The following is a 26,782-nucleotide window of genomic DNA, read 5'->3' as shown; positions in this document are numbered from 1 at the left end:
TTGTCCGACTGGGAGAATTCGAGTACGGCCCGGGTGGTGCCGCCCGCACGGCCCCGCAAGCTCGCCAAGGTCCCCTTCGTCGAACTGGCCGACGGACGCCTCCAGGGTGTGGTCTCCAGCGGCTCGGACATCGAGCGGGTGTACGTCTCGTCGGTCGCCGCCGGCACCTACGCCTTCGCGTGCAGCACCAACAACAACCGTCCCTGCGGCGGCGCGCGAGGCTCGTTCTGCAACCACATCCGCGCGCTGATCACCGAGGCCGTGCTCCAGTACGGCGTCGCCCGCGTCGCCCGCTACCTGCGCGTCGAACCCACGGGCGCGGAGCCCGACGCCGCCGCCCTCACCGCCGCGATGACCGCCGCCCACCCACCGCAGGCGGACGGCAAGGCGGCCGCCGCACCCGTCTTCAGCCGGTTCCTGCGCCACCTGGCCTACCTGGAGCTCCCGCCGGTCACCGTCCCGCTCCCGGAGCTCCAGTGGTTCCCGCCGACCCGGGCGACGGACGGCCCGCAGGCCGCCCCGAGCGAGCGCGGTACGGGCGCGGGGGAGCGCGCAGGCCTGCTCACGGCGCCCGTCGAGGGACTGGACGAAGCCCTGGCGGCGGTCGACGCCTTCGACCGGACCCTGGCCGCCGGCCTGCTGCGCCCCCGCCCCGAACGGGTGGACGATCTCACCGTGCTCGCCCGCGCCGTCGCCGGCAGCCCGCTGGCCGCCCGGGTCACCGAGGCCGCCGAGAAGGCCGCGGGCGGCGCGGCGGGCGAGGACCACTTCGTCACCCTCGCCGCCGCCCGTACCGCCCTGCTCGGTGCCGTCCACGACGCGCTCACGGCCGGCGTTGACGAGGTGACCGGCCGCACACGCGAGGAGCGGACGGCCGAGGCGCCCGCCGCACGAGCGTCGGTGAACCTGCCGGCAGCTGCCCGCACCTGGCTGTCGGACCTCGCCCGCGCCGGCTGGCAGGGCATCGACCACGAGCTGGCCGGCGGAGCCGCCCCCATCGTCTCCGCGATGCTGCCCGACCCCGGGCTGCGCCGCCTGGCCACCCTGCTGGACGGATTCGCCGCCGAACTCGCCGCCTCCTGCCCCGGCGCGGCCCTGGACAGGATCCCCGCGCGCCGCTGGGGCGACCTGTGGTCCCGCGCCCTGCTGCTGACCCTGCCCGGCGCCGCCGACCGGCCCGCCCTCGCGGCCGCCACCGGCCGTCTGCTGCCGCTCGGCCTCGACCTGCACGAACACGCCACCGCCGCGCAGGCCCAGGTCCACGCGGTGTTCGAACCCGCCGACGGCGCCGCGCCCCGACTGGTCCGCGCGAGCGTCTCGATGCCCAAGCCGGACACCGTCGTCGCGGCGGGCGTCTGGCAGCTGCTGCGGCCGCACCTGTCGCTGCTCACCGCCCTCGGCGAAGGCCGGGCCATGCACCTCGACGCCATGCCCCTCACCGACGAGGGCGACCTCATCTGGGACGACGCCCTGGCCCGTGCGGGCGAGCCCGCCGATGCCCTCGCCACCGCACGGGTCGTCCTGCCGACCGCCACCGCCCTGCCCACCGCGCCCCTGGACCGCCACCCCGCGCGCATCGCCGAGCCGGTGTTCCTGGAGGGCTACGACCGCCAACAGGACGGTGACGCGATGACCTTCACCGTCGCCGGACACACGCTTCCCGTCGACACCGACCGCATCCCGACCGCGAGCCCGCTCACGCCCGAGGCCGTCGCGGCCTCCCGCGCCTGCGTCGGCCTGCTGCGCTGGGACGGCGGCGGCTTCCGTCTCCAGCCGCTCGCCGTGGAGACCACGGTGCGCAAGAAGGCCGTCGCCCTCCACGCGGGCGCGTGGGCCGGCGGCACCACCGACAAGAGCGGCGTCCGGGCCGAGAAGGCCGCCACCGACGCCGTGACCGTCCTGCGCGAGCGAGCGGGAAGGCTGCTGCGGAAATGAGCGACCCCATGTCGGAAGCCGTTCCCGACGACAACCGCCGCCAGGTCCTCTACTGGCGGCTGCTGGCCCGCCTCTTCGACCCCGAGGAGCAGGCCGGTCTGGAATCGGCGAGCCTCGCCGTCGTCGAGGACATCGGACTGCCGTCCGCGCTGCTGGACCCGCAGACCTCCGTCGACTCGATCGTCCAGCGCCACCCGGAGCTGGCCGCGGAGTTCGACGGATTGATGGTTCCCGACGCGAACGCGCACGCCGACGCCGACGCCGAGACTGTGGCCGACGGCGACGCGCGTGATCGTGCGGCGGAGGTGCGGCGCGCGGCACTCGTGTCCAAGGTGCTGCTGAACGTCTTCTCCACCGGCTTCGGAGCCGTCAGCGCCGGACAGCTGTCCCGCTGGCAGAGCGACACCGGCTGGCTGGAGCGCGCGCTCGGCAGCCGGCCCGGGGAATTGCGCGGCGGTCGTGGCCCGGGAGCCGGGGCCGGCGAGCTCGTCCCCGGTCTCGGCCCGGAGCTCGGCGGCATCGAAGCGGACCTCGTCCGGCGCATGCATCTGCGCGAAGTGCTCGCCGACCCCGAGCTCGCCGCGCGGCTCACCCCGAGCATGTCGCTGATCGAGCAGTTGCTGCGCGACAAGAGCAACCTCTCCGGGGTCGCCCTCGCCAACGCCAAGTCGCTGATCCGCCGCTTCGTCGACGAGGTCGCCGAAGTGCTGCGCACCCAGGTGGAGAAGGCCACCGTCGGCGCCGTCGACCGCTCGGTCCCGCCCAAGCGCGTCTTCCGCAACCTCGACCTCGACCGCACGATCTGGAAGAACCTCACCAACTACAGCCCAGCGGAGGAACGCCTCTACGTCGACCGCCTCTACTACCGCCACACCGCGCGCAGGACGACACCGCAGCGGCTCGTCGTGGTCGTGGACCAGTCGGGCTCGATGGTCGACTCCATGGTCAACTGCACCATCCTGGCGTCGATCTTCGCCGGACTGCCCAAGGTGGACGTGCACCTCATCGCGTACGACACCCGTGCCATCGACCTCACCCCCTGGGTGAACGAGCCGTTCGAGGTGCTGCTGCGGACCAAGCTGGGCGGCGGCAACGACGGCCCCGTGGCCATGGCCATGGCCCGCCCGAAGATCGCCGAGCCCAAGAACACCGTGCTGGTGTGGATCTCGGACTTCTACGAGTTCGACCGCTCCCAGCCGCTGTTCGAGGGTATCGAGGAAGTCCACCGCTCCGGCGTGAGGTTCATCCCCGTCGGCTCGGTGACCAGCTCCGGCCGGCAGGAGGTCAACCCCTGGTTCCGGGAGCGGTTCAAGACCCTCGGCACACCGGTGATCTCCGGCCACATCGACAAGCTCGTCCACGAACTCAAGACGTTCCTCACCTGATCCGCCCGCCCCCCGACACACGCACCTCCTGGAAAGGCCCTCGATGACCGACCTGCTGCGCGCCCCCGCCGAGCTCAAGTACGCCGAGGAACTCGACTGGCTGGAGTCGATCGACGACAACCCCAAACCGTTCTCCTGGCGGCTGTCCCCGAAGATGGTCCGGCTGTTCGTCCTGGGCTCCGAGCGCGCCGACGGCCTCGACCGGGAGATCGCCCCGAAGTGGTTCGGCGACCGCAGCTTCGTGGAGCGCTCCATCGTCACCCTCGCCTCCGACCGGGGCCTGCTCCTCATCGGCGACCCGGGCACCGGGAAGAGCTGGCTGGCCGAGCTGCTGTCCGCGGCGATCTCCCGCAACTCCACGCTGGTCGTGCAGGGCACGGCGGGCACCACCGAGGACCACATCAAGTACTCGTGGAACGTCTCGATGGTCATCGCCAAGGGCCAGTCACGCGAGTCGATGATCCCCTCGCCGATCATGACCGCGATGGAGGCCGGCTCGATCGGCCGCTTCGAGGAGCTCACCCGCTCCACCAGCGACGTCCAGGACGCGCTGATCTCGATCCTCTCCGAGAAGTACATCTCGGTCCCGGAGCTGGGCAGCGACCAGGACAGCGACAACATCGTGTTCGCCAAGCCGGGCTTCTCGGTCATCGCCACCGCCAACAGCCGGGACCGGGGCGTCAACGACCTCTCCTCGGCACTCAAGCGCCGCTTCAACTTCGTGCGCATCCCGGTGGTGACGAACAAGAAGAGCGAGGCGGAGATCGTCCGCTTCCGCACCGAGGAACTGCTGCGCCGCCACCGGATCGAGCTGGACGTCCCGCCGACCCTGCTGGACGTGCTGCTGCGGAGCTTCGCCGACCTGAGGGCCTCCTCGGCCGCCGCCGGCAGCGACGACGAGAAGCTGGAGTCAGCACTGTCCACGGCCGAGCAGATCGGTGTCCTCGAGGACGCCGTCCTGCACAGCAACTTCTTCGGCGAACGCGCCCTCACCGCCCACACCCTCGCCTCCTCCCTCGTCGGTTCCCTGGCCCGGCGCGCGCCGGAGGACCTCGCCATCCTCAACAAGTACCTGCACGGCGTCGTCGAACCGCGCAGCAAGGAGGAAGGGGGCTCCTGGCCGGAGTTCCTCGAGGGCGGCCGCGAAGCGATCGCGACCCTGTCGTGAGCGGGACCCCCGAGGGTACGTTCACCGCCCTGCGCACCCAACTCCAGGACGCCGCCGCCACGTTCGCCGACGGTCCCGCGGCCCTGGAGGGCATCCTGCGGGGCATCGTCGACGACGTCGAACGCGCGGTGGGCGAACCCCTGGAGATCTTCCCCGTCTGCCACCACTCCCCGGCCTCGGCCATCGCCATGGCACGCCGACTGCGCGAGAAGCAGCCCAAGGTGGTCTACCTCGAACTGTGCGAGGACATGGCGCCCCTCCTCACCGAGCTGCGCAACTGCCGTCTGCCGGTGGCGGTCCAGTCCTTCGCGAGCGAGATCGAGGGCTTCCCCGCCGACTGGGCGCCGCTCTCGGTGGTCGCCCCGGTCACCGAGGCCTCCGCCGAATACCAGGCCATCGCCTACGCGCTCGACACCCCGGGCGTCGAACTCGTCCTCGTCGACCGCTCCTCGGACCATGTCTTCCAGTGGGAGACCGGCCCCGACGGCGAAGGCGACAGCGACGGCGATCCCGACGCGCCGGAGGCGGCGGAGCAGACCGCCCTGCACGGCGACGCCGTCGGCGTGGAGATCGGCGACCTGCGCCCGCGCTTCGCCGAACTGGAGGAACACCTCCTGCGCCACGGCCGGGTACGGCACTGGTCGGAATGGTGGCACCAGTACGTCGAACTGCCCCTCGGCGACAGCGACCACGACACCTACCGCCAGGTGATGCTGCTCATCGGCAGCCTCTTCCGGCGCCTCGCCCCCGGCGACCCCCGCAAGGCGGTGGTCGACGAGGACCGCGAGCGGTACATGTGGACCCGGATGCGCGAGCATCTCGCCGCCACCGGCACCGACCCCGCCGACTGCCTCTACGTCTGCGGCGCCTTCCACGCGGCCAGCCGTGTCGCGGAGTTCGGCGTGCACGGCAGCGACACCTTCACCATCAGCCCGCCGAGCGGCACCAAGTGGCGGCACGGCCTGATCCCGTCCAGCCACGGCGCGATCGAAGCGCAGTTCGGACTGGCCGCGGGCTCGGTGTCCATCGCCGCGTCGGAATGGACCAAGAACCTCAGGCGCACCGGCGTCCGCCCGTTCCGCCTGGAGGGCCAGGCAGGCACGAGGAAGAGCACGAAGCCGAGGAAGGCCCTCGCCCCGACGGCCCCCGCGTCCGTCGTCCCGGCCGCCGACCGGCTCACCGGATTCCTCCAGCGGCCGCCCGCCCTCGACGCCCTCGACGAGGCCGAACTGCTCGGCTGGTCCGTGGAGATCGTGCGGGCCGCGCGCCGTAGCGGCTACCTCGCCTCCACCGCCGACGCCATCGCCGTCTTCGAGACGTCGATCCTGCTGGCCGGAATGCGCGACCGCGCCAAGCCGACGCCGTACGACTTCCAGGACGCGGCTGTCACCTGTATCGAGAAGGACGCCGTACCGGGCCGGCGGGACGTGGGCCGGCTGGTCGAGATCATGATGGGCGGCGACCGCGTCGGCCAGGTCGGCTACGACGCGCTGCCGCCGCTGGCCCGCGACGTGCACGACCGGCTGGCACCCCTGGACCTGAAACTCCAGCAGCGCGGAGTGCAGCGCGCGCTGCTGGACATCGCCGCGCGGCCGGAGCTCGGACCCTGCTCCGACCTGCTGTGGATGCTGCGCCGGCTGCTGCCGCCGGGCGCGGCCCGGCCCATCATGGGCGAACGCCGCCTCGGCGAACAGTCCATCCAGGAGTCCTGGGACCTGGCCCTGGGCACCCACCAGCGCGCCCTCATCGAGCTGGGCTACGAGGGCGTCAGCATCGAGCAGGTCCTCGAACAGCGGTTGCGGCGCGCCGCGTACGCCCCGCAGGCCTCCGCGGCGCAGGTCCTGGAGGCCGTCGAGGACGCCACGCTCTACCTGCGCAGCCGCCGTCTCGCCGACGAGCTCGGCACCCGGGCCCTGGAGGTGCTGGCGGGCGAACGCAGCGTCGACGGCGCGCCGGAGGTGCTGCGCCGGGTCCGTCGGCTACTGGCCCACTACCGCACCGCCGAACCGGTGCTCCCGCCCTGGATCGAGTCCTTCGTCAAGACCGGCTACGCGCACTACTGCACCCTGCTGCCGACGGCGTTCACCGACGACGACGCGACCGTCCGCCAGGTCGCGGCGATGCTGGGCTTCCTGTTCGGCATGGAGGGCCTTGCGCTGTCCCTGGGCTGCGACCGCACCCAGCTCGAACTCGCCCTCGCCCAGTCCCACCCGACCGAGCCGTCGCGCACCGCACTGCTCTGGGCGGCACAGACCCACCTGGGCACCCTGCCGAGGGCGGCACTGCGGGCGCGCTGCGCGGAACTGCTCGGCAACCCGCTGGTGGTGCCCTCCTACCCCCGCTATCTCAGCGGGTTCGTGCACGCCCTGGAACCGGTCCCGGGCCTGGCCGACTTCGTCGTGGAGGCCGTCTCGAACGCGTTCGCCCGGCTCCCCGACGCGGTGCTGCTGCCCTGGCTGCCGACCCTCATCGGCACCCTGCGGGCCGGCGGCGCCGAACAGGCCCCGCTGCTGATCCGCGAGGCGGGCCGGCTCTTCCCCGCGCGGCTCACCGAGCTGGACGCCTGGGTACCTCCGTGGCGGCTCCCGCAGGGACCGCCACGCCTGCCGGTGGAGTCGGCGGCGAGCACCGCGGGCGGCCTGCCGCTCCTCGCCGCGCACCCGGCGACCTGCGACGCGTTGGCGGACCTGCTGGGCTGCGACGGGACGTGGGAGGGTCCCGCTGTCGGGCCGTCCGGAGCGGCCCTGCTCGCCCGGTATCCGCAGACCGCACGAGCGTGGGAGGCGCTACAGGCCGTCAACTGACCGGCAGAGCCCTCACCAGGGCGCGGAGGGTGCTCTCGGCCAGGGCCGGGTTGGCGGCGGCGTGATGGGCCAGCTCCTCGTCGTCGAGGAGCCGCTCCAGCAGGGAGGGCGGCAGGTTCGGGTGGCGGGCGAACGCCGCCCGGACGGCGGGTTCGGGGTCCCGGGTGAGCCGTGCCACGGTGGCCGGCGCGGTCCCGGGGTCGCGGGCGGCGAGGGCCCGGACGGCGGGGTCCTCGTCGCCCGCGTGGACGGCGAGCCCGTGCGTCGGGAAGTGGGGCCGGGTGACGAGGTGGGCGCGCTCGGGCCCGGTGTACTCCAGGAAGCTGCGCAGCAGGAGGGCCGCCGGGACGTCCGGTTGGTTCTGGGCCAGCAGGACGCGGACGCCGAGGTCGTCGTCGGCGGCCAGTCGGGCCACGAGGTCGGGCGGCAGGGTGCTCTCTCGCGCCGCCTCCCGGCGCAGCATCGGGTGAGCGGAGAGCGCGTCCCGGCGGACGGCCTCGGGGTCCCGGGTGGACAGCCGCTCGGGGTAGTGGCGGAACGGCTCGTCCAGGGGGACCTCGTAGTCGATCGCGGCCCTTTCCTCCTCGGTCCAGGCGGGATGGACGGACACCGACAGCCGTACCTTCGGGTCGGGATCGGCCGCGAGGGCACGGAGCTCGTCGCGGTCGAGGTCCGGGTGGCGGGCGACCGTCCGGCGTACGTCGGGTTCGGGATCGGAGACCAGCGCACGGCGTTCGACGGGACCGAGGTCCGTGCGGCGCGCGATGTGCCACCGGACCTCCGGGTCGGGATCGGCGGCCAGCAAGGCCACGACGTCGGGCGGGAGACTCGGGTTGCCCGCGATCATCCGCCGGTCCTCGGGACCGGCCGGAGCGGTGAGGACGCTGTCCACGACGGCCCTGCTGAGAGCGTCGTGGAGCAGTGCGCCGGTGCGGGAGTGGCAGGACGAGTCGGGCAGCATGCTCTCCACCCACACCGGATCCTCGTGGCGCAGCAGGTCCTGCGCCCGCCGTCGCACCTCGTCGTCGGGGTCCGTCAGCAGTGCGGCCCGCGTCTTCGGGTCCTGCCATCCCCACATGCCGACCCCCCAGGCGCGGACCTTCGCGTCCGGATGCGTGGCCATGGAGCGGCGCAGCGTGAGGGAGAACTGCCGGTAGAAGGTGCCGCCCAGGTGCTCCGGATCGAAGGTGTTCATCATGCGGACGACGGCGTCGTCGGGCAGCGGCCGGGGCTCGGCGTGATCGGTCACCCGGGGGGCGTCGGCGAGATGGGCGCGCACGAACCAGTGCGGATCGTCCACCAACCGCACTCGCTGGGCCGGGTCGACGTGAGGATTGCGGGCGAAGAAGCTGCGGGTGAGGTGGTCGGGATGTTCGATGACGGCGTCCACGACCGCCTCGGGCAGCACCCGGTCCCGGCACAGCACCATCCGTACGGCGAGCGGCGCCTCGGCCAGCAGGTGCAGCAGGACGTCCTGCGGAGCCGAGGGGTTCAGGGCGACTCCGGCCAGGCGCCGGGTGGCGAGATCGGCGTCCTCCCAGATCTGCTCGGGTGTCGGCATGGTCGAGTTCCCCCAGGTCACGAGTGGGCCCCCTGTCGAGGACAGGGGGCCCATGACCTTAACCGCCCGGCCGGATCGAGGGCCAGGCGTCCGTGCTACCGGCGCCCGTGGCCGACCGTGAGGACGCCGTCGACCTTTGCCGGGGTGCCACCGCTGTAGACCACCTCCCCGCCGGACTTCTTCCAGATCTTGATGAGGAAGGTGTCCGGGCCGTCCGTCGTGGTCACGCGGAAGCCGTAGCCGCTCTTGCCGTCGACCGTGCCCGAGCCCTGTATGACGGCCGTGGAGCCGGAGACGACGAGCCAGTCGAGGCCGGTGGAGCGGAACTTCAGGCGGGCGGGCCTGAAGTCGAAGGTGACTCCTCCGGCCGGGGCGGTGGCGCCCGGCAGATAGCCGGCCGTGAGCGAGAACAACGCCCGGCCCGTCAGCTTCGGGCCGACCTTGGCGGTGACGGCGCCCGCGCCCACCACGGGTCCGGCGGCACGGTCGTACACGATCAGCTCGGGGAGCGTCGTGGCGGACGAGGCGCCGTCGTCGTCGGTGACGGTGATCACCGGACGTCGGATGCCCGCGGAGGTGTAGGTGTGCTCGGCCCGGCAGCCGGACGAGGTGACCGTGCCGGTGGTCGGCTTGCCGCCGTCCTTCCAGTCGACCACGCAGGTGTGGGTGTCGGCTGTGCCCGGGTCGCCGAATCGCGCGGTGACGGCCGTAGCGCGGCCGGCCGGCACCGGGCCCGACGGGCCGGTCGCGGACGTGAGGGACGGGGCCGCGTTCGTCACCGTCACCACGGCCGAGTCGGTGCTGTGGCCGCCGGTCAGGGTGACGGTGTAGGTGCCGTCGTCCGCGCAGGTGACCGTGGTGCGGACGGCGGCGGGGTCCTTCACCGTGCAGGGCGCGCCCTGCTCGACGGTCCAGCGTGCGCCGCCCGCTCCGGAGACCGTGCCGTTCAGGGCGAGCGCGGCGCCCTCGACGCCCTGGACGTCCGGACCGGCGTGGACGACGGTGACCGGGTCGATGCTCGTGAGGGTGGGCACGACCTTCTCGATCAGGCCGTCCGCGTCGAACTCCAGCTTGTCGACGGTGGTCTCGCGGTGGGTGCCGTCACCGCCGGGGATGGCGAAGCGGTGGTAGGCGATGTACCAGTCGTCCGTTCCCGGCACCTGGACGACCGAGTGGTGGCCGGGGCCCTTGATGCCGAGGGAGAGGTCCTTCTCCAGGATCACACCGCGCTTGGTCCACGGGCCGGTGGGCGAGGGGCCGGTGGCGTAGGCGACGCGGTAGTTCTCGTCCCGGGTGTCGTTCTCCGACCACATGAAGTAGTAGGTGCCCTTGCGCTTGACGACGAAGCTGCCCTCGTTGTAGCCGCTCGGGGTGATGTCGGTGACCTTCGAGGCGTCGAAGGAGACCATGTCGTCGCCGAGCGGGACGACATAGGCGTGGCCGTTGCCCCAGTAGAGGTACGACCGGCCGTCGTCGTCCGTGAAGACCGCCGGGTCGATCATCTGGCCGCTGTACTGGCCGGCCTTGAGCAGCGGCTTGCCCAGGGCGTCCGTGAACGGGCCGGTGGGCGAGTCGGAGACGGCGACACCGATGTTGGCGTCGGCGCAGAAGTAGAAGTAGTACTTCCCGTTCTTCTCGGCGATCGTCGGCGCCCACGCCCTGCTGTCCGCCCAGCTGACGTCCGGCCCCAGGTCGAGGATGACCCCGTGGTCGGTCCAGTGCACCAGGTCGGTCGACGAGTACGCCTTGAACCGCGTACCGCTCCAGCCCTCGAAGCCGTCGGTCGTCGGGTACATGTAGAAGGTGTCACCGAAGCGCACGATGTTCGGGTCGGCGTTGAGACCCGGCAGCACCGGACTCTTCATGATCAGCGCCGACACGGTCCAGGTGCGCTTGGCGCCGTCCGAGCCGGTCACCTCGTACGTCACCGGCTTGCTGAAGTCGTGCACGCTGCCCGAGGCGGGGCTGATCGCCGCGCCGTGCGCGAGGGTGAACTCCGGTGCCAGCGCGGAGAGGTCGGTGCCCTCCTTCAGCGGCAGTGTGACCTTGCTGTTCGCGTTGTCCAGGAGCGCGTCGACCTTCAGCGCGGGGTGCGTCGCCCTGGCGATGCCGGCGGTGTTGCCGCTGAGCTCCATGACCTCCGCGGCCGACAGGGCCCGGTCGTAGACACGGAAGTCGTCGACCTCGCCGGCGAAGTACGGGTCGCCCGCGTACAGGGAACGCCCGATGTAGCCGGTGTAGTCCTTGTTCGCGTCGTAGAGCTCGGACGGCTTCACGGTGGTCGTCGTGCGGGCCGCCTCGACGCCGTCGACGTAGAGGACCATCGTGCCGGTCGAGCCGTCGAGGGTGACCGTGACGTGCCGCCACTCGCCGGGGGTGAGCTGCGAGCCGGCCGTCAGCTTCGACTCCGCCGACCAACTGGCCTTCGTGATCGCCGAGTACAGGCTGGAGCCGCCGTTGGAGGGGGTGGCGAAGAGGTACGTGTCGCTGTCGGGTCCGAGCCCGAACAGCCACTGGAAGGATGAGCCGCCCTTCCACTTGGCGTACGTGGACACGGTGACGCTGTCGGCGCCCTTCAGCACGCCGTTCGGGATCTTGACGTAGGGGGAGGCGGCGGAGTCGCCGGACATCGTGAACGAGCCGCCGTCCACGCCGGTGCCGAAAGCGGGCGTGCGGACGTAGGTGCCGTGGTTGCCGTGGCCGCTGGAGTCGACGGCGATGTTGCCGGACGTCTCGTCGAAGCCGTAGTGCAGCAGCAGGTCGGCGGGCACGTCGGCGCCCTGTTCGGAGACCGTCACCCGGGCCTGGACGGGAAGCGCGGCGCCGTCTGGCAGGCTTCCGGTCACCGTGAACGTGCCGGCCTGCGCGTACGCCGAGGCCGGGACGTCGTCCCAGGCCACCGCCACCGGGCGGGCGACGCCGTCGGCGTAGGTGGCGATCACGGTCGCGGGCAGCACCGGGGCCTGGCCGATCCGTGTCTTCACCGACACGTCCTCGACGCTCTCGACCAGCTGGTCCGGCTGGTAGGCGCGCAGCAGCCGGTCGTACTCGGCCTGGGTGACCGGCAGGACGGTGCCGTGGCGCGGCTTGGCCGGCAGGTCGTAGTCGGTGGACGGGGTCCAGACGCCGGAGGCGAGGTCCGTCGTCTCGAACGGGAGGTAGCCGCGGCCGCCGAACTCGTCGAGGAACGCGTACCACTTCTCCTCGGTGTTGGACTTGAACACCAGCGGTCCCTCGGCCGCGTTCATCGCGCCCTTGCCGATGCCCTCGGCGACCGCGTCCCAGGAGAGGTTCAGCAGCGAGTCGCTCTTCTCCTCGAAGATGAACTTGCTGTTGGGGGTGGAGGAGGTGTTGTTGCGCTCGTCCTTCGACAGCCGGAAGTACGTGCCGTCGTGCTGGATCACCGTGGAGTCGATGACCGAGTAGCCGCGGTCGATCCAGACCTTGGGCTCGCTGAACGTGTAGAAGTCGCGGGTCGTGGCGTACATCATCCGGTTGTACGTGTCGCCGGAGTGCGAGGCGTTGTCGTACAGCTTCGACGCCCAGAAGACCACGTACTCGCCGAGGCCGCTGTCGTAGTACGCCTCGGGCGCCCAGGTGTTGCCGGCGCTGTCGGGTGAGACCTTGACGAGGCGCTGGTCCGTCCAGTGGACGAGGTCGGTGGACTCCCAGACCATGACGGACTTGCTGCCGGTGCGCTGGGCGGCGTCCCAGTCGCCGTTGCCGTAGATCCTGAGGTCGGTGGCGATCTGGTAGAACTTGTCGCCCTCGGGGGAGCGGATGATGAACGGGTCGCGCAGGCCCCGCTCACCGAGGGTGGAGGTCAGGACCGGCTGCTCGTCGTTGAGCTCCCGCCACTTCAGCGGGTCGTTGCCCTTGCTGAGCGCGGCGTAGAGCTGCTCGCCGTTCGCGGTGCCCTCGCCGGTGAAGTAGCTGAACATGTAGCCCTTGAGGGCTTCCTTCACGGGGAGTTCGGGGACCTTCGCGGTGAACACGCGGGTCGCCTTCGCCTCGCCCTTGGTGACGGTCGCGGTCAGGTCGACGGTGGCGGCGCCGGTGCCGTGCGCGGGGCGGTGGACCACGCCGTCGGCCGAGACGACGTCCGCTCGCGCGGAGGCCCAGGTGACGACGGTGCCGTAGGAACCGTTCGTCGGGAGGCTGAGGTTGCCGCGGACGTCGTCGAGGTTGTGGACCGCGAGGGCGTCGGCGGCCTGCCGGGCGGCGGTCGCGTCGTCGAACGCGGCGAGGACCGTGACGTCGAACGACTTGGTGGCCGTGACCGTCCCCTTCCTGAGGGTCGCGGTGAGCGTGGCGTGACCGTCCGGCTCGCCCGCGGCGGGACGGGTCACCTTGCCCGCGTCCGACACCAGGGCGCTGTCGTCGCTGGCCCAGCTGATCGTGGCGCCGCCGGCCGTGCCGGTCTTCGGCAGGTCCAGGTCGGCGACGACGGCGCCGGTGTCACCGAGGTCCAGGGCGGCCTTGTCGTCGGCGACGCCCTGGGTGGCCACGGGGAGGGCGAGTTCCTCCACGTCGGAGGCGGGCAGCGCGTGGTCGTACACCCGGAAGTCGCGGATGTCGCCCTTGAAGAGCTTGTCGCCGGAGTACACCGACTTGCCGAGGTAGTTGGCGGTGGTGATGCCGGAGCCGATGGCGCCGGGGGTGATGGTGACCGAGGTGTTGCGGGCGACCTCGACGCCGTCCTCGTACAGCACGCCGGTGGTGCCGGACTGCGTGTACGTGAGGTGCTTCCACACCGAGCGGGTCAGGTTGTGGGAGTCGGCGGGCTTGGTGGTCTGCTCCGTCGACCAGTTGCCGGTGGCGATCGATGTGCGCAGGGAGTTGCCCGTGGTGAACAGGTAGCCGTTGCCGTTGCTGCCGCTGGAGTTGCCGAAGCCGTAGAGGAAGTACGGCGTGGACTGGGCGGCGTCGATCCGCACGTCCATGGCGACGCTGATCGCGTCCATGCCCTTCAGCACGTCGTTCGGCATCTTGACGTAGGTGTCGGAGCCGTTGAAGGCGAGGCCCTGGCCCGTGGACGACCAGCCGGCGGTGCCGGCAACCGTGCCGTCGCGGCCGTGGCCGGAGGCGTCGGTGACCGTGCTGCCGGACGTGGCGTCGAGCTTGTACCAGAGGGCCAGGCCGGCGGGGACGTCGTCGGCCTCGTCGGCCTGGACGGGGGCCGCCGCCCCGACGAGGCCGACGAGCAGGGATACGGCGGTCAGTGCGGCCACTCGTCCGGCCCCCCGTCTCGCGCGGTCGCCGAGTCGATGTCTGTGCGTCATGGGGGACCGCCGTTTCAAGCGTGTGACGTGATGTTGCGAGAGTGTCAAACGGTGTGGACAGCCGCGTCAAGAGTTCTCGAACAATGTCCGACAGGTCGAACATGAGGGGGTGGCCCGCAAGGGCCTTGGCTCAGCGCCGTGTTGACGACTCCAGCCAGGCGGTGAGAGCCCACCACCAGTGCAGGGCGGCCGGCGGGCCGCCGCCGCCGCGGTTGGTCGAGCCGCCGCCCGTTGTCCAGGAACGCCCGCAACAACCTCAGGCAGCTGCTGTCCCGGATCCGGTTCTCGCGGGTGAGGACGTTGAGGCGTACGGCGATCAGCGGTCCCGCGCTCGAGTCGAGGATCCGGTGGATGGCGGCCGTCCGGCTGAGCGCGGCGGGATCCACGGCCACCGCTCCCTCGAGGGCACCTTCCTCGGCGGCTGCCTGTTCTCCGGGCGCCGGGCGGGACGGGCCGCCGCGGCGGCGACGGCGACCTGACCGGGCGTCGAACGCCGTCGAACGCCGTCAAATGTAGTCGGGCACGGTCCGATCGAGCGAGACATGGGCCGAGTGGCCCGACTCACATGGCCAACCCGGTCACGCACCGACACGATGGTCCTCGTCACCGCCAGGCTGAAGGGGTCCCGGATGTTCCGCAAGGTGCTGGTCGCCAACCGTGGTGAGATCGCGATCCGTGCGTTTCGCGCCGGCTATGAGCTGGGCGCGCGCACGGTCGCGGTCTTCCCGTACGAGGACCGCAACTCACTCCACCGGCAGAAGGCCGACGAGGCCTACGAGATCGGCGAGCAAGGGCACCCGGTGCGCGCCTATCTCTCCGTCGAGGAGATCGTCGGCGCCGCGCGCCGGGCGGGCGCCGACGCCGTCTACCCAGGCTACGGGTTCCTCTCCGAGAACCCCGAACTGGCGCGCGCCTGCGAGGAGGCGGGCATCACGTTCGTCGGCCCCGACGCGCACATCCTCGAACTGACCGGCAACAAGGCGAGCGCCGTCGCGGCGGCCCGCGCGGCGGGCGTGCCCGTCCTCGGCTCGTCCGCGCCCTCCAACGACGTCGACGAACTGGTGCGGGCCGCCGAGGAGGTCGGCTTCCCGCTGTTCGTGAAGGCCGTCGCCGGCGGTGGCGGACGCGGCATGCGCCGCGTCGAGGACCCGGCCGTGCTGCGCGAGTCCATCGAGGCGGCCTCCCGCGAGGCCGCGTCCGCCTTCGGCGACCCCACCGTCTTCCTGGAGAAGGCCGTCGTAGACCCGCGCCACATCGAGGTGCAGATCCTCGCCGACGGCGAGGGCAACGTCATCCACCTCTTCGAACGCGACTGTTCGGTCCAGCGCCGTCACCAGAAGGTGATCGAGCTGGCCCCCGCGCCCAACCTCGCCCCGGAGCTGCGCGACCGCATCTGCGCCGACGCGGTCCGCTTCGCCCGGCAGATCGGCTACCGCAACGCGGGTACCGTCGAGTTCCTCCTCGACCCCGCGGGCAACCACGTCTTCATCGAGATGAACCCGCGCATCCAGGTCGAGCACACGGTGACCGAGGAGGTCACCGACGTCGACCTCGTCCAGGCCCAGCTGCGCATCGCCTCCGGCGAGACCCTGGCCGACCTCGGTCTGTCCCAGGACACGGTCACCCTGCACGGCGCCGCCCTCCAGTGCCGGATCACCACCGAGGACCCGGCCAACGGCTTCCGTCCCGACACCGGCCGCATCAGCGCCTACCGCTCGCCCGGCGGGTCCGGCATCCGCCTCGACGGCGGCACCACCCACGCGGGTACGGAGATCAGCGCGCACTTCGACTCGATGCTGGTCAAACTGACCTGTCGGGGCCGGGACTTCGAGACCGCGATCAAGCGGGCCCGGCGGGCCGTCGCCGAGTTCCGGATCCGGGGTGTGTCCACCAACATCCCGTTCCTCCAGGCCGTCCTGGACGACCCGGACTTCCAGGGCGGGCGCGTCACGACGTCGTTCATCGAACAGCGCCCGCACCTGCTCACCGCACGCTCCTCGGCCGACCGCGGCACCAAGCTGCTGACCTACCTCGCCGACGTCACGGTGAACAAGCCGCACGGTGAGCGGCCCCAGCTGATCGACCCGGTCACCAAGCTGCCGTCGGTGCCCGACACCGAGCCGCCCGCGGGCTCCCGCCAGCGCCTGGTCCACCTCGGGCCCGAGGGCTTCGCCCGCCAGTTGCGCGAGTCGCCGACCATCGGCGTCACCGACACCACCTTCCGCGACGCCCACCAGTCCCTGCTGGCCACCCGCGTCCGTACCAAGGACCTCCTCGCCTCGGCCCCGCTGGTCGCCCGGACCCTGCCCCAGCTGCTGTCCCTGGAGTGCTGGGGCGGCGCCACCTACGACGTGGCCCTGCGCTTCCTCGCCGAGGACCCGTGGGAGCGGCTGGCGGCCCTGCGCGAGGCCGTCCCCAACATCTGTCTCCAGATGCTGCTGCGCGGCCGCAACACCGTCGGCTACACGCCCTACCCGACCGAGGTGACCGACGCCTTCGTCCAGGAGGCCGCCGCCACCGGCATCGACATCTTCCGCATCTTCGACGCGCTCAACGACGTCGGCCAGATGCGGCCCGCCATCGACGCCGTACGGGAGACGGGGACGGCCGTCGCCGAGGTCGCCCTGTGCTACACCTCCGACCTGTCCGACCCGAACGAGCGGCTCTACACCCTCGACTACTACCTCCGCCTGGCCGAGCAGATCGTCGACGCGGGCGCCCATGTGCTGGCCGTCAAGGACATGGCGGGCCTGCTGCGCGCCCCGGCCGCCGCGAAGCTCGTCTCCGCGCTGCGCCGCGAGTTCGACCTGCCGGTGCACCTGCACACCCACGACACCGCGGGCGGCCAGCTCGCCACCTACCTGGCCGCGATCCAGGCCGGCGCGGACGCCGTCGACGGCGCCGTGGCCTCCATGGCGGGCACGACCTCGCAGCCCTCCCTGTCGGCGATCGTCGCCGCGACCGACCACTCCGAGCGGCCCACCGGCCTCGACCTCCAGGCCGTCGGCGACCTGGAGCCGTACTGGGAGGGCGTCCGCAGGATCTACGCCCCCTTCGAGGCGGGCCTGGCCTCCCCGACCGGACGCGTCTACCACCACGAGATCCCCGGCGGACAGCTCTCCAACCTGCGCACCCAGGCCGTCGCGCTCGGCCTCGGCGACCGCTTCGAGGACATCGAGGCGATGTACGCCGCCGCCGACCGCATCCTCGGCCACCTGGTGAAGGTCACCCCGTCCTCCAAGGTGGTCGGCGACCTCGCCCTGCATCTGGTCGGCGCCGGAGTGTCCCCGCAGGACTTCGAGGCGTCGCCCGACCGCTACGACATCCCCGACTCCGTCATCGGCTTCCTGCGCGGCGAACTCGGCACCCCGCCCGGCGGCTGGCCCGAGCCGTTCCGCAGCAAGGCGCTGCAGGGGCGTACCGAGGCCAAGCCCGTCCAGGAACTGAGCACCGAGGACCGCGAGGGCCTGGAGAAGACCCGCCGCAGCACCCTCAACCGGCTGCTCTTCCCCGGCCCGACCCGCGACTTCGAGGCCCACCGCCAGGCCTACGGCGACACCAGCGTGCTCGACAGCAAGGACTTCTTCTACGGTCTGCGGCCGAGCAAGGAGTACGCCGTCGACCTCGAGCCGGGCGTCCGGCTCCTGATCGAGCTCCAGGCCGTCGGTGAGGCCGACGAGCGCGGCCTGCGCACGGTGATGTCGTCCCTGAACGGCCAACTGCGGCCCATCCAGGTGCGGGACAAGGCGGCGGCCTCCGACGTACCGGTGACCGAGAAGGCCGATCGCGCCAACCCCGGGCATGTCGCCGCGCCGTTCGCGGGCGTGGTCACACTGGCGGTCGCCGAGGGAGACGAGGTGGAGACCGGCGCGACCGTCGCCACCATCGAGGCGATGAAGATGGAGGCCACGATCACGGCCCCGAAGGCCGGCACGGTGTCCCGGCTGGCCATCAACCGGATCCAGCAGGTGGAGGGCGGCGACCTGCTCGTCGAGGTGGGGTGAGTCCGGCGGCCGCCGGCGTCACTCGCCGGCGGCCACGTACCGCCCGTCGTACTCGTCCTCCTGCTCCTGCTCGGAGAGGTCGACCCGCACCCCGTGGGGCTCCAGGGTCTGCCGCACCCGCTCCATCATGGCGTCCGACATGAAGTGGTGCGAGAGGTCCAGCTCCTGGAGGTGCAGCAGGGGCTGACCGGACAGGAGGGCCTCGGCGCCGGCGTCGCCGAGCGTGCCGCGGCCCAGGTGCAGGGCCGTGAGGCGGGCGACGACCGGCGCGGAGGCGACGGCGGCGGCGATCTCGTCCTGGATGTCTGCGTTCTGCAGCCCCAGCCGGCGCAGCGCGGGCCACCGGGAGCCGTCCAGGACCGGCGCCAGGTCCGCCACGGTCGTGCTGCGGCCGTACCCCTCGTCGCCCAGCCACAGGTCCAGGTGCTCCAGCGCGGGCAGCTCCGAGTCCGCGAGCCCGTGCACCACGTGGGCGGGCAGCCCGCCGTTCTCGAAGCGGAGGATGCGCAGCCCCTCATGACGCAGGGGCCTGAACTCAAGCCCCATGCCGCCGCCGAAGCCGCCGCCGGATCCGCGCACGGCGACCTCCTCCAGCCTCGGGAAGGGGGCCAGGAACTGGCTGACGTCGTCCTGGTAGATCCACGAGAGCTCGGACTCCTCGCAGTCGAGGTCCGCGAGGTAGAGGGCCCGAAGGCCCGTCAGCCGGTCCGCCGCCGCGGCGAGCTGCTCGGCGGTCTCGCGAGGGTCGGCGGCGTCGTTGTCCGTGCCGTAGGCGCCCGCCCCGAGGACCAGGGCCCGCACGCGCGCCGGGTCCACGGTGTCGAGGAAACGGCCGAAGCAGGCGGCGTAGTCGTCCTCCCCGTTCTGTTCGTGCCAGGAGAGCTTCCAGGCGACGGACTCCGGATCCGGAAGGGTGGCGGGGCCCTTGCCGGGCAGCGGGAAGTCGTACACCGGCAGGCCGTGCAGTTCCGAGAGGTGGCCCAGAGCCATGGCAGGAACCTTCCGAGAGCGGGTGGTGGCCGGGCGCCTCACGCGCGGCCCGTGCGCCGTACTCTCCACCAACCCCCACCGACGGCGCCGCGGGACGCGTTGCCCGCGGGGGCAGCAGGTCTGCCCTCGCGTCCGGTGACGCGGGACGGGCCACCCGCTAACGTCCGCCCGTGAACAACTGCACTTTTCCGCAGCGGCCGGTGACCCACCGTCAGGAGCTTGCCGCGTGAGCGACGAGCAGACCGTCGAGACCCCTCCGCACGAGGCCGTCACCGCCCCGGAACCACCCGCCCCACGCCCCCGTCGGCGCGGCCCCGGCCCCTTCACCCTCCTGGTGCTGCCGGGCCTGGTCACCCTCACCACGGTCGCCGGGTTCCTCGCCCTGACCGGCGGACTCCCCGACGACTGGAGCGCCGGGGAGAGCACCCCGCAGGACGCCGCCGGCGGCGTCAACGCGACCTACGGACCCTGGCTGCGCAAGTCCGCCGACGCCTGCACGGTCGTCGCCCCGTCCACCCTCGCCGCGCAGATCGAGCAGCTCACCGGCTGGAGCAACGACAGCGCGACCGCCTCCGGCCCCCAGGGCGTCGCCGCCTTCACCGCCGCCGACTGGAAGACCTGGGGCAAGGACGACGACGGCAACGGCCGCTCCTCACCCAGCGATCCGGCCGACGCCATCATGGCGCTCGGCCGCCAGGACTGCTCCCTGGCCGAGAAGGTCACCGACCTCAGGACCGACGGCGCCGTCAACGGGGACCTGGTCGACCTCACCCTCGCCGCCTACGCGGTCGGCACGGACGCCGTGACGAAGGCGGGCGGCGTCCCCGCCTCGGCGCAGACCTACCTCAGCGAGGTCAAGGCCCTGTTCGCGAAGTACGAGGCCTTCGACCGGGAGGACGCCGGAGGCGGTGGCGTCCTGGCCGACGCGATCCTGGCGCCGCCCGTCACCACCCTCACCATCACCTCCCCCTTCGGCTCCCGCGAGCACCCCCTCACCGGCGTCACCAAACTCCACACCGGCGTGGACTTCGGCGCACCGCAGGGCGCCCAGGTCTCCGCCGCCCGCGCGGGCACGGTCGTCTTCGCGGCCATGACCACGGCCTACGGCAACCGGGTCGTCGTCGACCACGGCACGATCGAGGGCAAACGGCTCCAGACGACGTACAGCCACCTGTCCGCCATCGGCGTCACCGTGGGGCAGACCGTGCAGACCGGGACCCCGCTCGGGCGGGTCGGCTCCACCGGCCTGTCCACCGGCCCCCATCTGCACTTCGAGGTGATCTACGACGGCTACTACGCCGACCCCCAGCCCTGGCTGGCCCTGAACGGCTGACGGCACGTCACGAGGGGGGGCGGCACGGCCGGCTCAGAGCTTGAGTCGACTGCCGACCGACCGGGCGACCTCGGCATGGGAGAGGTACTCCACGATGCTGTGGGCCCGGTCGCGGGCGTTGATGACGGCGAGGTCGGTCAGGCCGTCCGCCCAGTCGTCGGCCAGCGGGCATCCGATGGCGACCGCGTCGTTGGGGCACCACACGTTGAACCAGTCCGCCACCGTGTCGGGACGCTTCGGCCCGCCCACGAGGAGCCTGCTGTACACACTGTCCAGGCCGAGAGGACTGCCGGCCGTGGTCAGGTGGACGACGCTCACCCCGGGGGACAGCCGGGTGGTGAGGTCCAGGCCGACGACCGTGCCCAGGCTGTGGCTGACGAGGACCACCTCGCCCGAGTCCGGCATCGCCTCGAGCACACAGTCCAGGACCTCGTCCCGGACGGGCCGGGCGTCGTCGAGGTACGCGGCCACGTCACGGAAGATCAGGGCGATGGCCCAGGCGTCGAGGTCGCTCCTGGCGGACAGCCAGCTCAGCCGTTTCTGCAGGACGCCGACGATGTCGCCCAGGCCGAAACCCTCGGTGGCCAGTTGCCGCTCCGGCGGCATGTCCCACTTCACGGCCGCCTCGCCGATGATCTCCTCGTACACCGCGCGGGCGGACGGAGTGGAGGGGGCGACCACCTCCGCCGCCGTGGCGGTCGACGCCTCGACCACGTGCGGGACGGCCTCGTGCGCGGTGAGGGCCTGCGCCAGCCTGTCGCCGTAGTAGGGGAACCAGACGTCCGCCGGGTCGACGGTCGCGAGTCCGGCGCGCACGAGCCCCTGATTGAGCCCGGCCGCCCATTCGCGGCGCAGCTTCTCGGGGTCCTTGCCCTCCTGGGAACGACCGTGCAGGAACACCAGGTGCCGGTCGCCGCCGAACGCGCCGTCCCGGGCCCGCAGACCCGCCCGCACGGCGGCCCGTTCGGGGGCCCGCTCGGGGGCCGCGGGTGGCGCGGCGACGACGGGCGCCGGGGCGGGAACGGCGGCGGCCCGCCCCTGGCTCAGTCCCGACTCGGGGCCCAGGTCGTCCAGCGGGGACGGCGGTGGGGAGGTGCGCGGCAGTGCGGCGAGGTGCTTCAGGATCGAGCTGACGCGCACGCCCTCGTTGGCCACCCAGTCGATGGCGTCGTCGCCGTCCCCGGGGCGCCAGACCTGCCCGTCCTGGCGCAGGACGCGGCCCTTGTCGTCCGTCCTGGGCACCCCGCTGTGATGGAGCGCGACGACCTCCCACTGGTCGTTGAAGACCGGGGATCCGGAGTTTCCGGGCTCGGTGTCCGTCTTGTAGTGGAGGAAGTCGTCGAGGCGCACCTGGAGCATGTTGTCGCGTACGGCGATCTCCTTCAGGCGGCCCATCGGGTGGCCGATGACGTTGACGGGCTCGCCGATCACCAGCTTCCCCGTCTGGGCGCTGAGCCGGTTCCAGCCGAACGTCCCCCCGGGGGGTCGCCCGTCCGGGCCGGGAGCGACGAACACCAGCGCGAAGTCGAGGCGTTCGTCCGCCGTGAAGAAGGCGTCGGGGTCGAGTTCCAGCCGCGTCGGCGGCTGCGGTGTGTTGTCGACGGTGACCTGTGCGTCGAACTCCACGAAGCACTGCCGGGAGACGTTCGCGTCGGTCAGCACATGATGGTTGGTCATCAGCAGGCTCGGCGAGACCAGGAAGCCGGTGCCGAGCGGCAGCTCACGGCCGTTCTCCCGGACCGAGATCCGGGCGACGGTCCGTGCGGCCCGGGTGCCGCGCGGCAGGAAGCTCCAGGCCTGGAGCTCCGTGGACACCCCGAGGATGCGTTCGTACGCCGCGGTCGCGGCCAGCGGCTCCGCGCGGACGGCCTCCACCACCATGCCGGGAGGCACCGCGTGCCGTTCGAGCAGGCGGGCCGCGCGGGCCGCGAGTGCCTCCTCGGAGTCCGGGAAGGCGACCCCGGCGTCCTGCTGCCGCTCGACCGCGCGCCGCTCGTCGTCGGCCGCGCCGTACCGTGCGGTGGCCGCCGCGACCTGGCGCTCGCGCTCGTCACGGGACCTGTCCGTCGCCGCCATGTCAGTTCGCCGTCCTTCCAGCGGTGTGCCACGGCACGAACGCGTTCGTCAGGCCCGCGAGCGCCGTACGCAGTTCCGGGTGGTGGCGCAGCAGCACCGTGATCATGCTGTTGTCGTCGATCCAGGCCATACCGGCCGGGGAATAGACCTCGGGCGTGTAGTACTCGGTGAAGAAGCGATCGCTGTTCAGCCGGCGCGAGGCCATCAGGACGAAGATGCGGAACGCCGTGTCGCTGAAGGCGAATCCGGCCGGCAGCTTCTCCGCGTACAGCCCGACCATGAGGTCGACCTTCTCCACCTCTCCGTCGTAGAGCCGCCCGATCTGTTCCGCCCACGCCGGATCGTCCGTCAGCTCCGTGAAACTCTCCGCCGGCTTCAGCCGCAGCAGTCGCCGGAACTCGTTGTAGCGGGGGATCCCCAGCTCACGGGAGCGCAGGATGTCGGTCGCGGCGAGGTCCTGCAGACGGCCGTCGGGACGCTCGAACTCCTGGAGGAAGCGGGGGAAGTTGTGCAGGGTGACCAGCCCGGGGTGCAGGGTGCCGAAGCTGTAGAGCAGATCGGCCGTCGCGGTGGTCTCCAGGACCTTCAGGGCTCCTGGGCCCGAGATGTCACGGAGGGTGCAGCGCCGCAGGGTCTCGTCGTCGGCGGCGGAGCGCAGGTGCCATTCGTCGCGGATCAGCGGGTGCATGCGGTAGACCGCGACGAACTCCTCCGTGAGGGAGTACGGGACGCCGTAGTGGTCCGTCCCGCCCCCGGGGATGCCGCTGACGACCTCGCTGCCGCTGATCCGGCCGAAGAGGTGGTGGACACGCTCGCCCGCGAGGCCCCACCAGTTGGCGCGCAGGGCCGTGACGGTGGTGGGGTGGCTGATCACGGCCGGTGTCCACTCCACGGTGTGGATCTTGGCGAGCAGTGCGGCGTTGATCAGACGGGCACGCTGGAACAGCTCCTCGTCGCCCCAGGACGGGTACGCGCCGTGCAGGTGGTCGCAGATCGCGTTGTGCTCCCGGGCGAACAGGTGCTGCATCATCGCCAGGCCCAGCCAGAAGCCGGGCACCCGCGAGGGATCGCGGGAGGGGTCCGAGCGGAACGGGGACCGCTCGTCGTCCCACAGACGCACCTGGCCCAGCTCGCCGGTGCGCAGCAGACGCTGCTCGGTCTCGTTCGCCCCGTAGAGCTGCGAGGCGTCCCACCAGTGGGAGGAGACGTTGACGCGGGTGTCGGGCGTCCCGGGGGGCGCCGCCGGGTCACGGGTGGGGTCGTCCGGTGTCCGCATGATCCGCATGGGATGTTCCGGCCACGGGTCGTCGTCCGCGAGGGGCACTTCCCAGGGCCGCTCCGCGGGACTCGTGCCGTGGCTGAACCAGTCGCGGACCATGAACTGGAGCCAGGCGGCGACCAGGGAGTTGACCGACTCGGCCGGGGTCAACCCGTCCCGGGTGAGCAGGGCGCGGCTGACCTCGCGGGGGCTCGGCCGCGACAGGACGTCCTCGGGCGCGGCCGGGGCGATCCGGTCCAGCGGGATGTTCCGGCCGAAGCGGGTGCCCGCCATGCCCATGCGCGGCTGGTCGAGGTCGTTGTGGCTGCCGTCGGCGGTCCGGTCGACCTTGTGCCGCTCGGACGGGGGCGCCGGCTCGGGCAGATCGACCGAGGGCAGCGCGCCGGTGTCGTGGAGGTTCCGCTGCCGGAGCCTGACGCGCAGCCCGAGGAGCGTCAGCAGACCCGGCAGGAGGGGCAGCTTGTCCCACCCGACACGCCGGTCGACGTACTGGGCCCCGCCGGTGACGATCCGCCAGGGCAAGGACGTACGGTATCCGGCCGCCGGGTGCTTCGCGGCACGTCGTCGCTCGCTCATCACGTTGCTCCTCGGGGAAGGCGGGTCCCGTCCGGCAGGCGCGGGGGCGCGGCGGTCCCGGGCCTCGTCCTGCACGAAACGGCGTACGACCTCGCGGCCGACGACCAAGGAACGAACGAGTCGAAGGAGTCGAAGGAGTCGAAGGAGTCGAAGCCTTCGGCAACCGCTTGTGCCGGCCGAGGGGTTCGGGGTCGACGGGGGCTGCCGGCGGCGGCCGGCCGAGCCTGCGTCGGGTTCCGGCGCGTGAATACCGTGAAAGCACTCCGCATTCCATTTTATGAGAGCCGCCCCTCACCCGCACCTCAAGGACCGGCGCCGCTCTCCGGTGTCGTCGACGCGCACCCCTCACCCTCTCGGCCTAGTGTGGGAAAAGGGGTGACTCTTCGTCCGGGCCGACACTGAGGAGAACCGCGATGAGCAAAGTCACCACCAACACCTTCCAGACGTATCGAGCGGTCGCCAGTTTCGAGCGGGCCAGAGAGATAGCCAGCACGACGTCACCGTTCACGATCGAGATCCGTTTCCTCGGCGGACTGACGGGCAATCAGCAGGACGCCTTCGCCGCGGCGGCCGACCGCTGGGCGAGGGTCATCGTCGGGGATCTGGACACCGCGCTCGTCAACGGCGACGTCATCGACGACCTGCTCATCGAGGCCGAAGGGGTCTCCATCGACGGCCCCGGCCGCGTACTGGGCATGGCCGGTCCCACCGACTTCCGCGACGACTCCGCGCAGTTCGGCGCGTTCTTGCCGGCGAAGGGCGTGATGAGGTTCGACTCCGCCGACCTCACCAAGATGGAAGCGGACGGCACGCTCGTCGACGTGATCACCCACGAGATGGGACACGTCCTGGGTATCGGCACCCTGTGGACCGCGTTCGGCCTCCTCAAGGGCGCCGGCAGCGATAATCCCACCTTCGTCGGCGCCCGCGCGATGGCCGAGTTCGCCGCGCTCCTCGGCGAGGAGGACCCGGCCCCGGTGCCGGTCGCCAACTTCGGCGGGCCCGGCACCCAGGACAGTCACTGGCGGGAAGCGGTCTTCGTCAACGAACTCATGTCGCCGTTCATCTCGGGAGCCGGCAACCCGCTGAGCCGGATGACCGCGGCGAGCCTCGGCGATATCGGCTACCAGGTCGACCTCGACGGCGCCGAACCCTACACACTGCCGAATCTGCTCCAGATCGCCAGGGAAGGCGCCCTCGTACCGCATACGGCGCCACTCGGTGACGGCATGATGCTTCCGGTGGTGCCGACGCGGCTTCCCGCCGCGACACCGTAGGCGGTCCCGCCCGATGGGGTCCGCACCGCTGGGTGCGGACCCCATCGGACGCCCGGTCAGCGCAGGACGGCCTCCCAGGTGTCCACGGCGTAGTGCAGGACCATCGCATGACGCGCGTACAACCTGGGCGCGCCGGTCGCGTTGGCGGTGTCCACACCGAGCCCGACGGTGTCCCGGCCCCGGGCGGCGAAGGCCGCGAAGGCCTGCCGCAGCAGCAGCCCGGCGAGCCCGCGTCCCCGGGCCTCGCGCAGCACGCCGATGCTGCGGATCCACCCCATCGCCTCGCGGTCGTCGCGGGCCATCAGGAACCCGGCGTCCCCGGACTCGTCCGTGCCGGCGATCCACACGAGGGACCAGTCGAGCCCCGCCGCGTCCACGTCGTGCAGCCACTGCTCGTACCCGCGCGGCTGGAAGTCGAAGTGCTCGGCGAAGGCGGACTGGTAGAGCTCGTGGACACGGGCCCGGTCCGCCTCGGTGGCGCAGGACCGCAGCCGCACCCCGGCCGGCGGCGCCGGCGGCCGGTCCCCGGCCCGGTCCAGGGGCCGGCGCAGCACGTGGTACCGCCGGACGACGGACCAGCCGCGGTCCCTGAGCAGCGCGGTGTCGAGCGTGGGCGCCGCGTTGAGATGCAGATGCACCACGGCCCGCACGGCCCCGTTCTCCCGCGCCTTCTCCCGCGCTCTGGTCTCCATCGCGGCCAGGACGAGCTGTCCCGCCTCCTGCCGGTCGGGCAGGACGTAGTGGTCGATGTCGACGCGCTCGCCGCCCGATTCGTCCCACAGCAGCCCGTAGACGACCAGCCGGTCCCCGTCGAAGGCGAGCCAGGAATCCCGCTCCAGATCCGTCTCGGGATGCTTCAGATCGGCCTCGACGGTGTGCAGGTCCGTCTCGGGACGGCCGATCTCGACGAGGTCGATCTCGTTGAGGAGACCGGTGACGGCCGGCGCGTCGGCCAGGGCGGCGGGCCGCAGGAGATAGGGCATGGCGCCAGGGTCCGGGGGGAGACGACCCGGCCGCAACGCAATTACACGTTGCGAAAGGTGCAGCCATGAGCCCTGTATGCGCCCCCGTGCGCCTGGGCAGAATCCGTTCTGCCATTGATCATGCGGGTG

The 26,782-nt window shown here is 71.9% G+C and carries 14 protein-coding genes and 1 pseudogene; 9 read left to right on the top strand and 6 right to left on the bottom strand.

Annotated features, from left to right (window positions below; genetic code table 11):
* The 5 genes and pseudogenes from ACIRPU_RS33465 to ACIRPU_RS33445 all read left to right on the top strand — a co-directional run.
* Positions 1 to 498 (top strand): annotated as a pseudogene (locus ACIRPU_RS33465) (hypothetical protein); the annotation flags it as partial.
* A 60-nt stretch (positions 499 to 558) separates the two neighbouring features.
* A complete protein-coding gene (locus ACIRPU_RS33460) occupies positions 559 to 1,935 on the top strand; it encodes a hypothetical protein (protein ID WP_403874165.1) in 1,377 nt (458 codons plus the stop codon).
* Between the two features lie 8 nt (positions 1,936 to 1,943).
* A complete protein-coding gene (locus tag ACIRPU_RS33455; RefSeq protein WP_403874100.1) occupies positions 1,944 to 3,320 on the top strand; it encodes a VWA domain-containing protein in 1,377 nt (458 codons plus the stop codon).
* 43 nt (positions 3,321 to 3,363) lie between these two features.
* Positions 3,364 to 4,488, top strand: coding sequence for an AAA family ATPase (locus tag ACIRPU_RS33450; protein ID WP_385562591.1), 1,125 nt, complete (start codon positions 3,364 to 3,366; stop codon positions 4,486 to 4,488).
* On the top strand, positions 4,485 to 7,292 hold the full coding sequence (locus ACIRPU_RS33445) for a hypothetical protein (RefSeq protein WP_403874098.1): 2,808 nt from the start codon (positions 4,485 to 4,487) through the stop codon (positions 7,290 to 7,292). The genes ACIRPU_RS33450 and ACIRPU_RS33445 overlap by 4 nt, the downstream gene beginning before the upstream one ends.
* Here the strand turns inward: ACIRPU_RS33445 and ACIRPU_RS33440 are convergent.
* Both ACIRPU_RS33440 and ACIRPU_RS33435 read right to left on the bottom strand, forming a co-directional pair.
* Positions 7,285 to 8,853, bottom strand: coding sequence for a hypothetical protein (locus ACIRPU_RS33440; RefSeq protein ID WP_403874096.1), 1,569 nt, complete (start codon positions 8,851 to 8,853; stop codon positions 7,285 to 7,287). The two genes, ACIRPU_RS33445 and ACIRPU_RS33440, sit on opposite strands and share 8 nt — an antisense overlap.
* Positions 8,854 to 8,948: 95 nt before the next feature.
* Positions 8,949 to 14,135, bottom strand: a complete 5,187-nt coding sequence (locus ACIRPU_RS33435) for a family 43 glycosylhydrolase (protein WP_403874094.1) — start codon at positions 14,133 to 14,135, stop codon at positions 8,949 to 8,951.
* A 347-nt stretch (positions 14,136 to 14,482) separates the two neighbouring features.
* Here ACIRPU_RS33435 and ACIRPU_RS33430 point away from each other — a divergent pair, with 347 nt between their 5' ends.
* Positions 14,483 to 14,614 (top strand): hypothetical protein, encoded by a 132-nt coding sequence (locus ACIRPU_RS33430; protein ID WP_403874172.1) that lies wholly within the window; start codon positions 14,483 to 14,485, stop codon positions 14,612 to 14,614.
* A gap of 150 nt (positions 14,615 to 14,764) precedes the next feature.
* Complete coding sequence (locus ACIRPU_RS33425) at positions 14,765 to 18,139, top strand: pyruvate carboxylase (RefSeq protein ID WP_403874163.1); 3,375 nt, start codon at positions 14,765 to 14,767, stop codon at positions 18,137 to 18,139.
* An 18-nt stretch (positions 18,140 to 18,157) separates the two neighbouring features.
* Here ACIRPU_RS33425 and ACIRPU_RS33420 read toward each other — a convergent pair whose 3' ends face one another.
* The gene (locus tag ACIRPU_RS33420) at positions 18,158 to 19,129 is read right to left on the bottom strand and encodes an STM4015 family protein (RefSeq protein WP_403874092.1); all 972 of its coding nucleotides are present in this window, start codon (positions 19,127 to 19,129) and stop codon (positions 18,158 to 18,160) included.
* A 226-nt stretch (positions 19,130 to 19,355) separates the two neighbouring features.
* Here ACIRPU_RS33420 and ACIRPU_RS33415 point away from each other — a divergent pair, with 226 nt between their 5' ends.
* Positions 19,356 to 20,462, top strand: coding sequence for a M23 family metallopeptidase (locus ACIRPU_RS33415; protein WP_403874090.1), 1,107 nt, complete (start codon positions 19,356 to 19,358; stop codon positions 20,460 to 20,462).
* Between the two features lie 33 nt (positions 20,463 to 20,495).
* Here ACIRPU_RS33415 and ACIRPU_RS33410 read toward each other — a convergent pair whose 3' ends face one another.
* On the bottom strand, positions 20,496 to 22,538 hold the full coding sequence (locus ACIRPU_RS33410) for a trypsin-like serine peptidase (RefSeq protein ID WP_403874088.1): 2,043 nt from the start codon (positions 22,536 to 22,538) through the stop codon (positions 20,496 to 20,498).
* A gap of 1 nt (position 22,539) precedes the next feature.
* On the bottom strand, positions 22,540 to 24,393 hold the full coding sequence (locus ACIRPU_RS33405; RefSeq protein ID WP_403874086.1) for a peroxidase family protein: 1,854 nt from the start codon (positions 24,391 to 24,393) through the stop codon (positions 22,540 to 22,542).
* 413 nt (positions 24,394 to 24,806) lie between these two features.
* Here ACIRPU_RS33405 and ACIRPU_RS33400 point away from each other — a divergent pair, with 413 nt between their 5' ends.
* Positions 24,807 to 25,670 carry a leishmanolysin-related zinc metalloendopeptidase gene (locus ACIRPU_RS33400; RefSeq protein WP_403874084.1) on the top strand — a complete coding sequence of 288 codons (864 nt, stop codon included), beginning with the start codon at positions 24,807 to 24,809 and terminating at the stop codon, positions 25,668 to 25,670.
* 56 nt (positions 25,671 to 25,726) lie between these two features.
* Here the strand turns inward: ACIRPU_RS33400 and ACIRPU_RS33395 are convergent, their stop codons facing one another.
* Entirely contained in the window at positions 25,727 to 26,653 is a 927-nt protein-coding gene (locus tag ACIRPU_RS33395; protein WP_403874082.1) for a GNAT family N-acetyltransferase, read from the bottom strand.
* Positions 26,654 to 26,782 lie beyond the last annotated feature (129 nt).

This window comes from Streptomyces sp. NPDC102259, assembly GCF_044766465.1.
Taxonomy (GTDB): domain Bacteria; phylum Actinomycetota; class Actinomycetes; order Streptomycetales; family Streptomycetaceae; genus Streptomyces.
The sequence above is the reverse complement of the archived record's forward strand: the minus strand, read 5'-3'. Positions and strand labels throughout refer to the sequence as shown.

What these genes read in the sequence shown, in the direction of transcription:
- ACIRPU_RS33455 (WP_403874100.1), top strand. Translation starts at nt 1,944, where the DNA reads ATGTCGGAAGCCGTTCCCGACGACAACCGCCGCCAGGTCCTCTACTGG.
- ACIRPU_RS33450 (WP_385562591.1), top strand. Translation starts at nt 3,364, where the DNA reads ATGACCGACCTGCTGCGCGCCCCCGCCGAGCTCAAGTACGCCGAGGAA.
- ACIRPU_RS33440 (WP_403874096.1), bottom strand. Translation starts at nt 8,853, where the DNA reads ATGCCGACACCCGAGCAGATCTGGGAGGACGCCGATCTCGCCACCCGG.
- ACIRPU_RS33435 (WP_403874094.1), bottom strand. Translation starts at nt 14,135, where the DNA reads ATGACGCACAGACATCGACTCGGCGACCGCGCGAGACGGGGGGCCGGA.
- ACIRPU_RS33425 (WP_403874163.1), top strand. Translation starts at nt 14,765, where the DNA reads ATGTTCCGCAAGGTGCTGGTCGCCAACCGTGGTGAGATCGCGATCCGT.
- ACIRPU_RS33420 (WP_403874092.1), bottom strand. Translation starts at nt 19,129, where the DNA reads ATGGCTCTGGGCCACCTCTCGGAACTGCACGGCCTGCCGGTGTACGAC.
- ACIRPU_RS33410 (WP_403874088.1), bottom strand. Translation starts at nt 22,538, where the DNA reads ATGGCGGCGACGGACAGGTCCCGTGACGAGCGCGAGCGCCAGGTCGCG.
- ACIRPU_RS33405 (WP_403874086.1), bottom strand. Translation starts at nt 24,393, where the DNA reads ATGAGCGAGCGACGACGTGCCGCGAAGCACCCGGCGGCCGGATACCGT.
- ACIRPU_RS33400 (WP_403874084.1), top strand. Translation starts at nt 24,807, where the DNA reads ATGAGCAAAGTCACCACCAACACCTTCCAGACGTATCGAGCGGTCGCC.
- ACIRPU_RS33395 (WP_403874082.1), bottom strand. Translation starts at nt 26,653, where the DNA reads ATGCCCTATCTCCTGCGGCCCGCCGCCCTGGCCGACGCGCCGGCCGTC.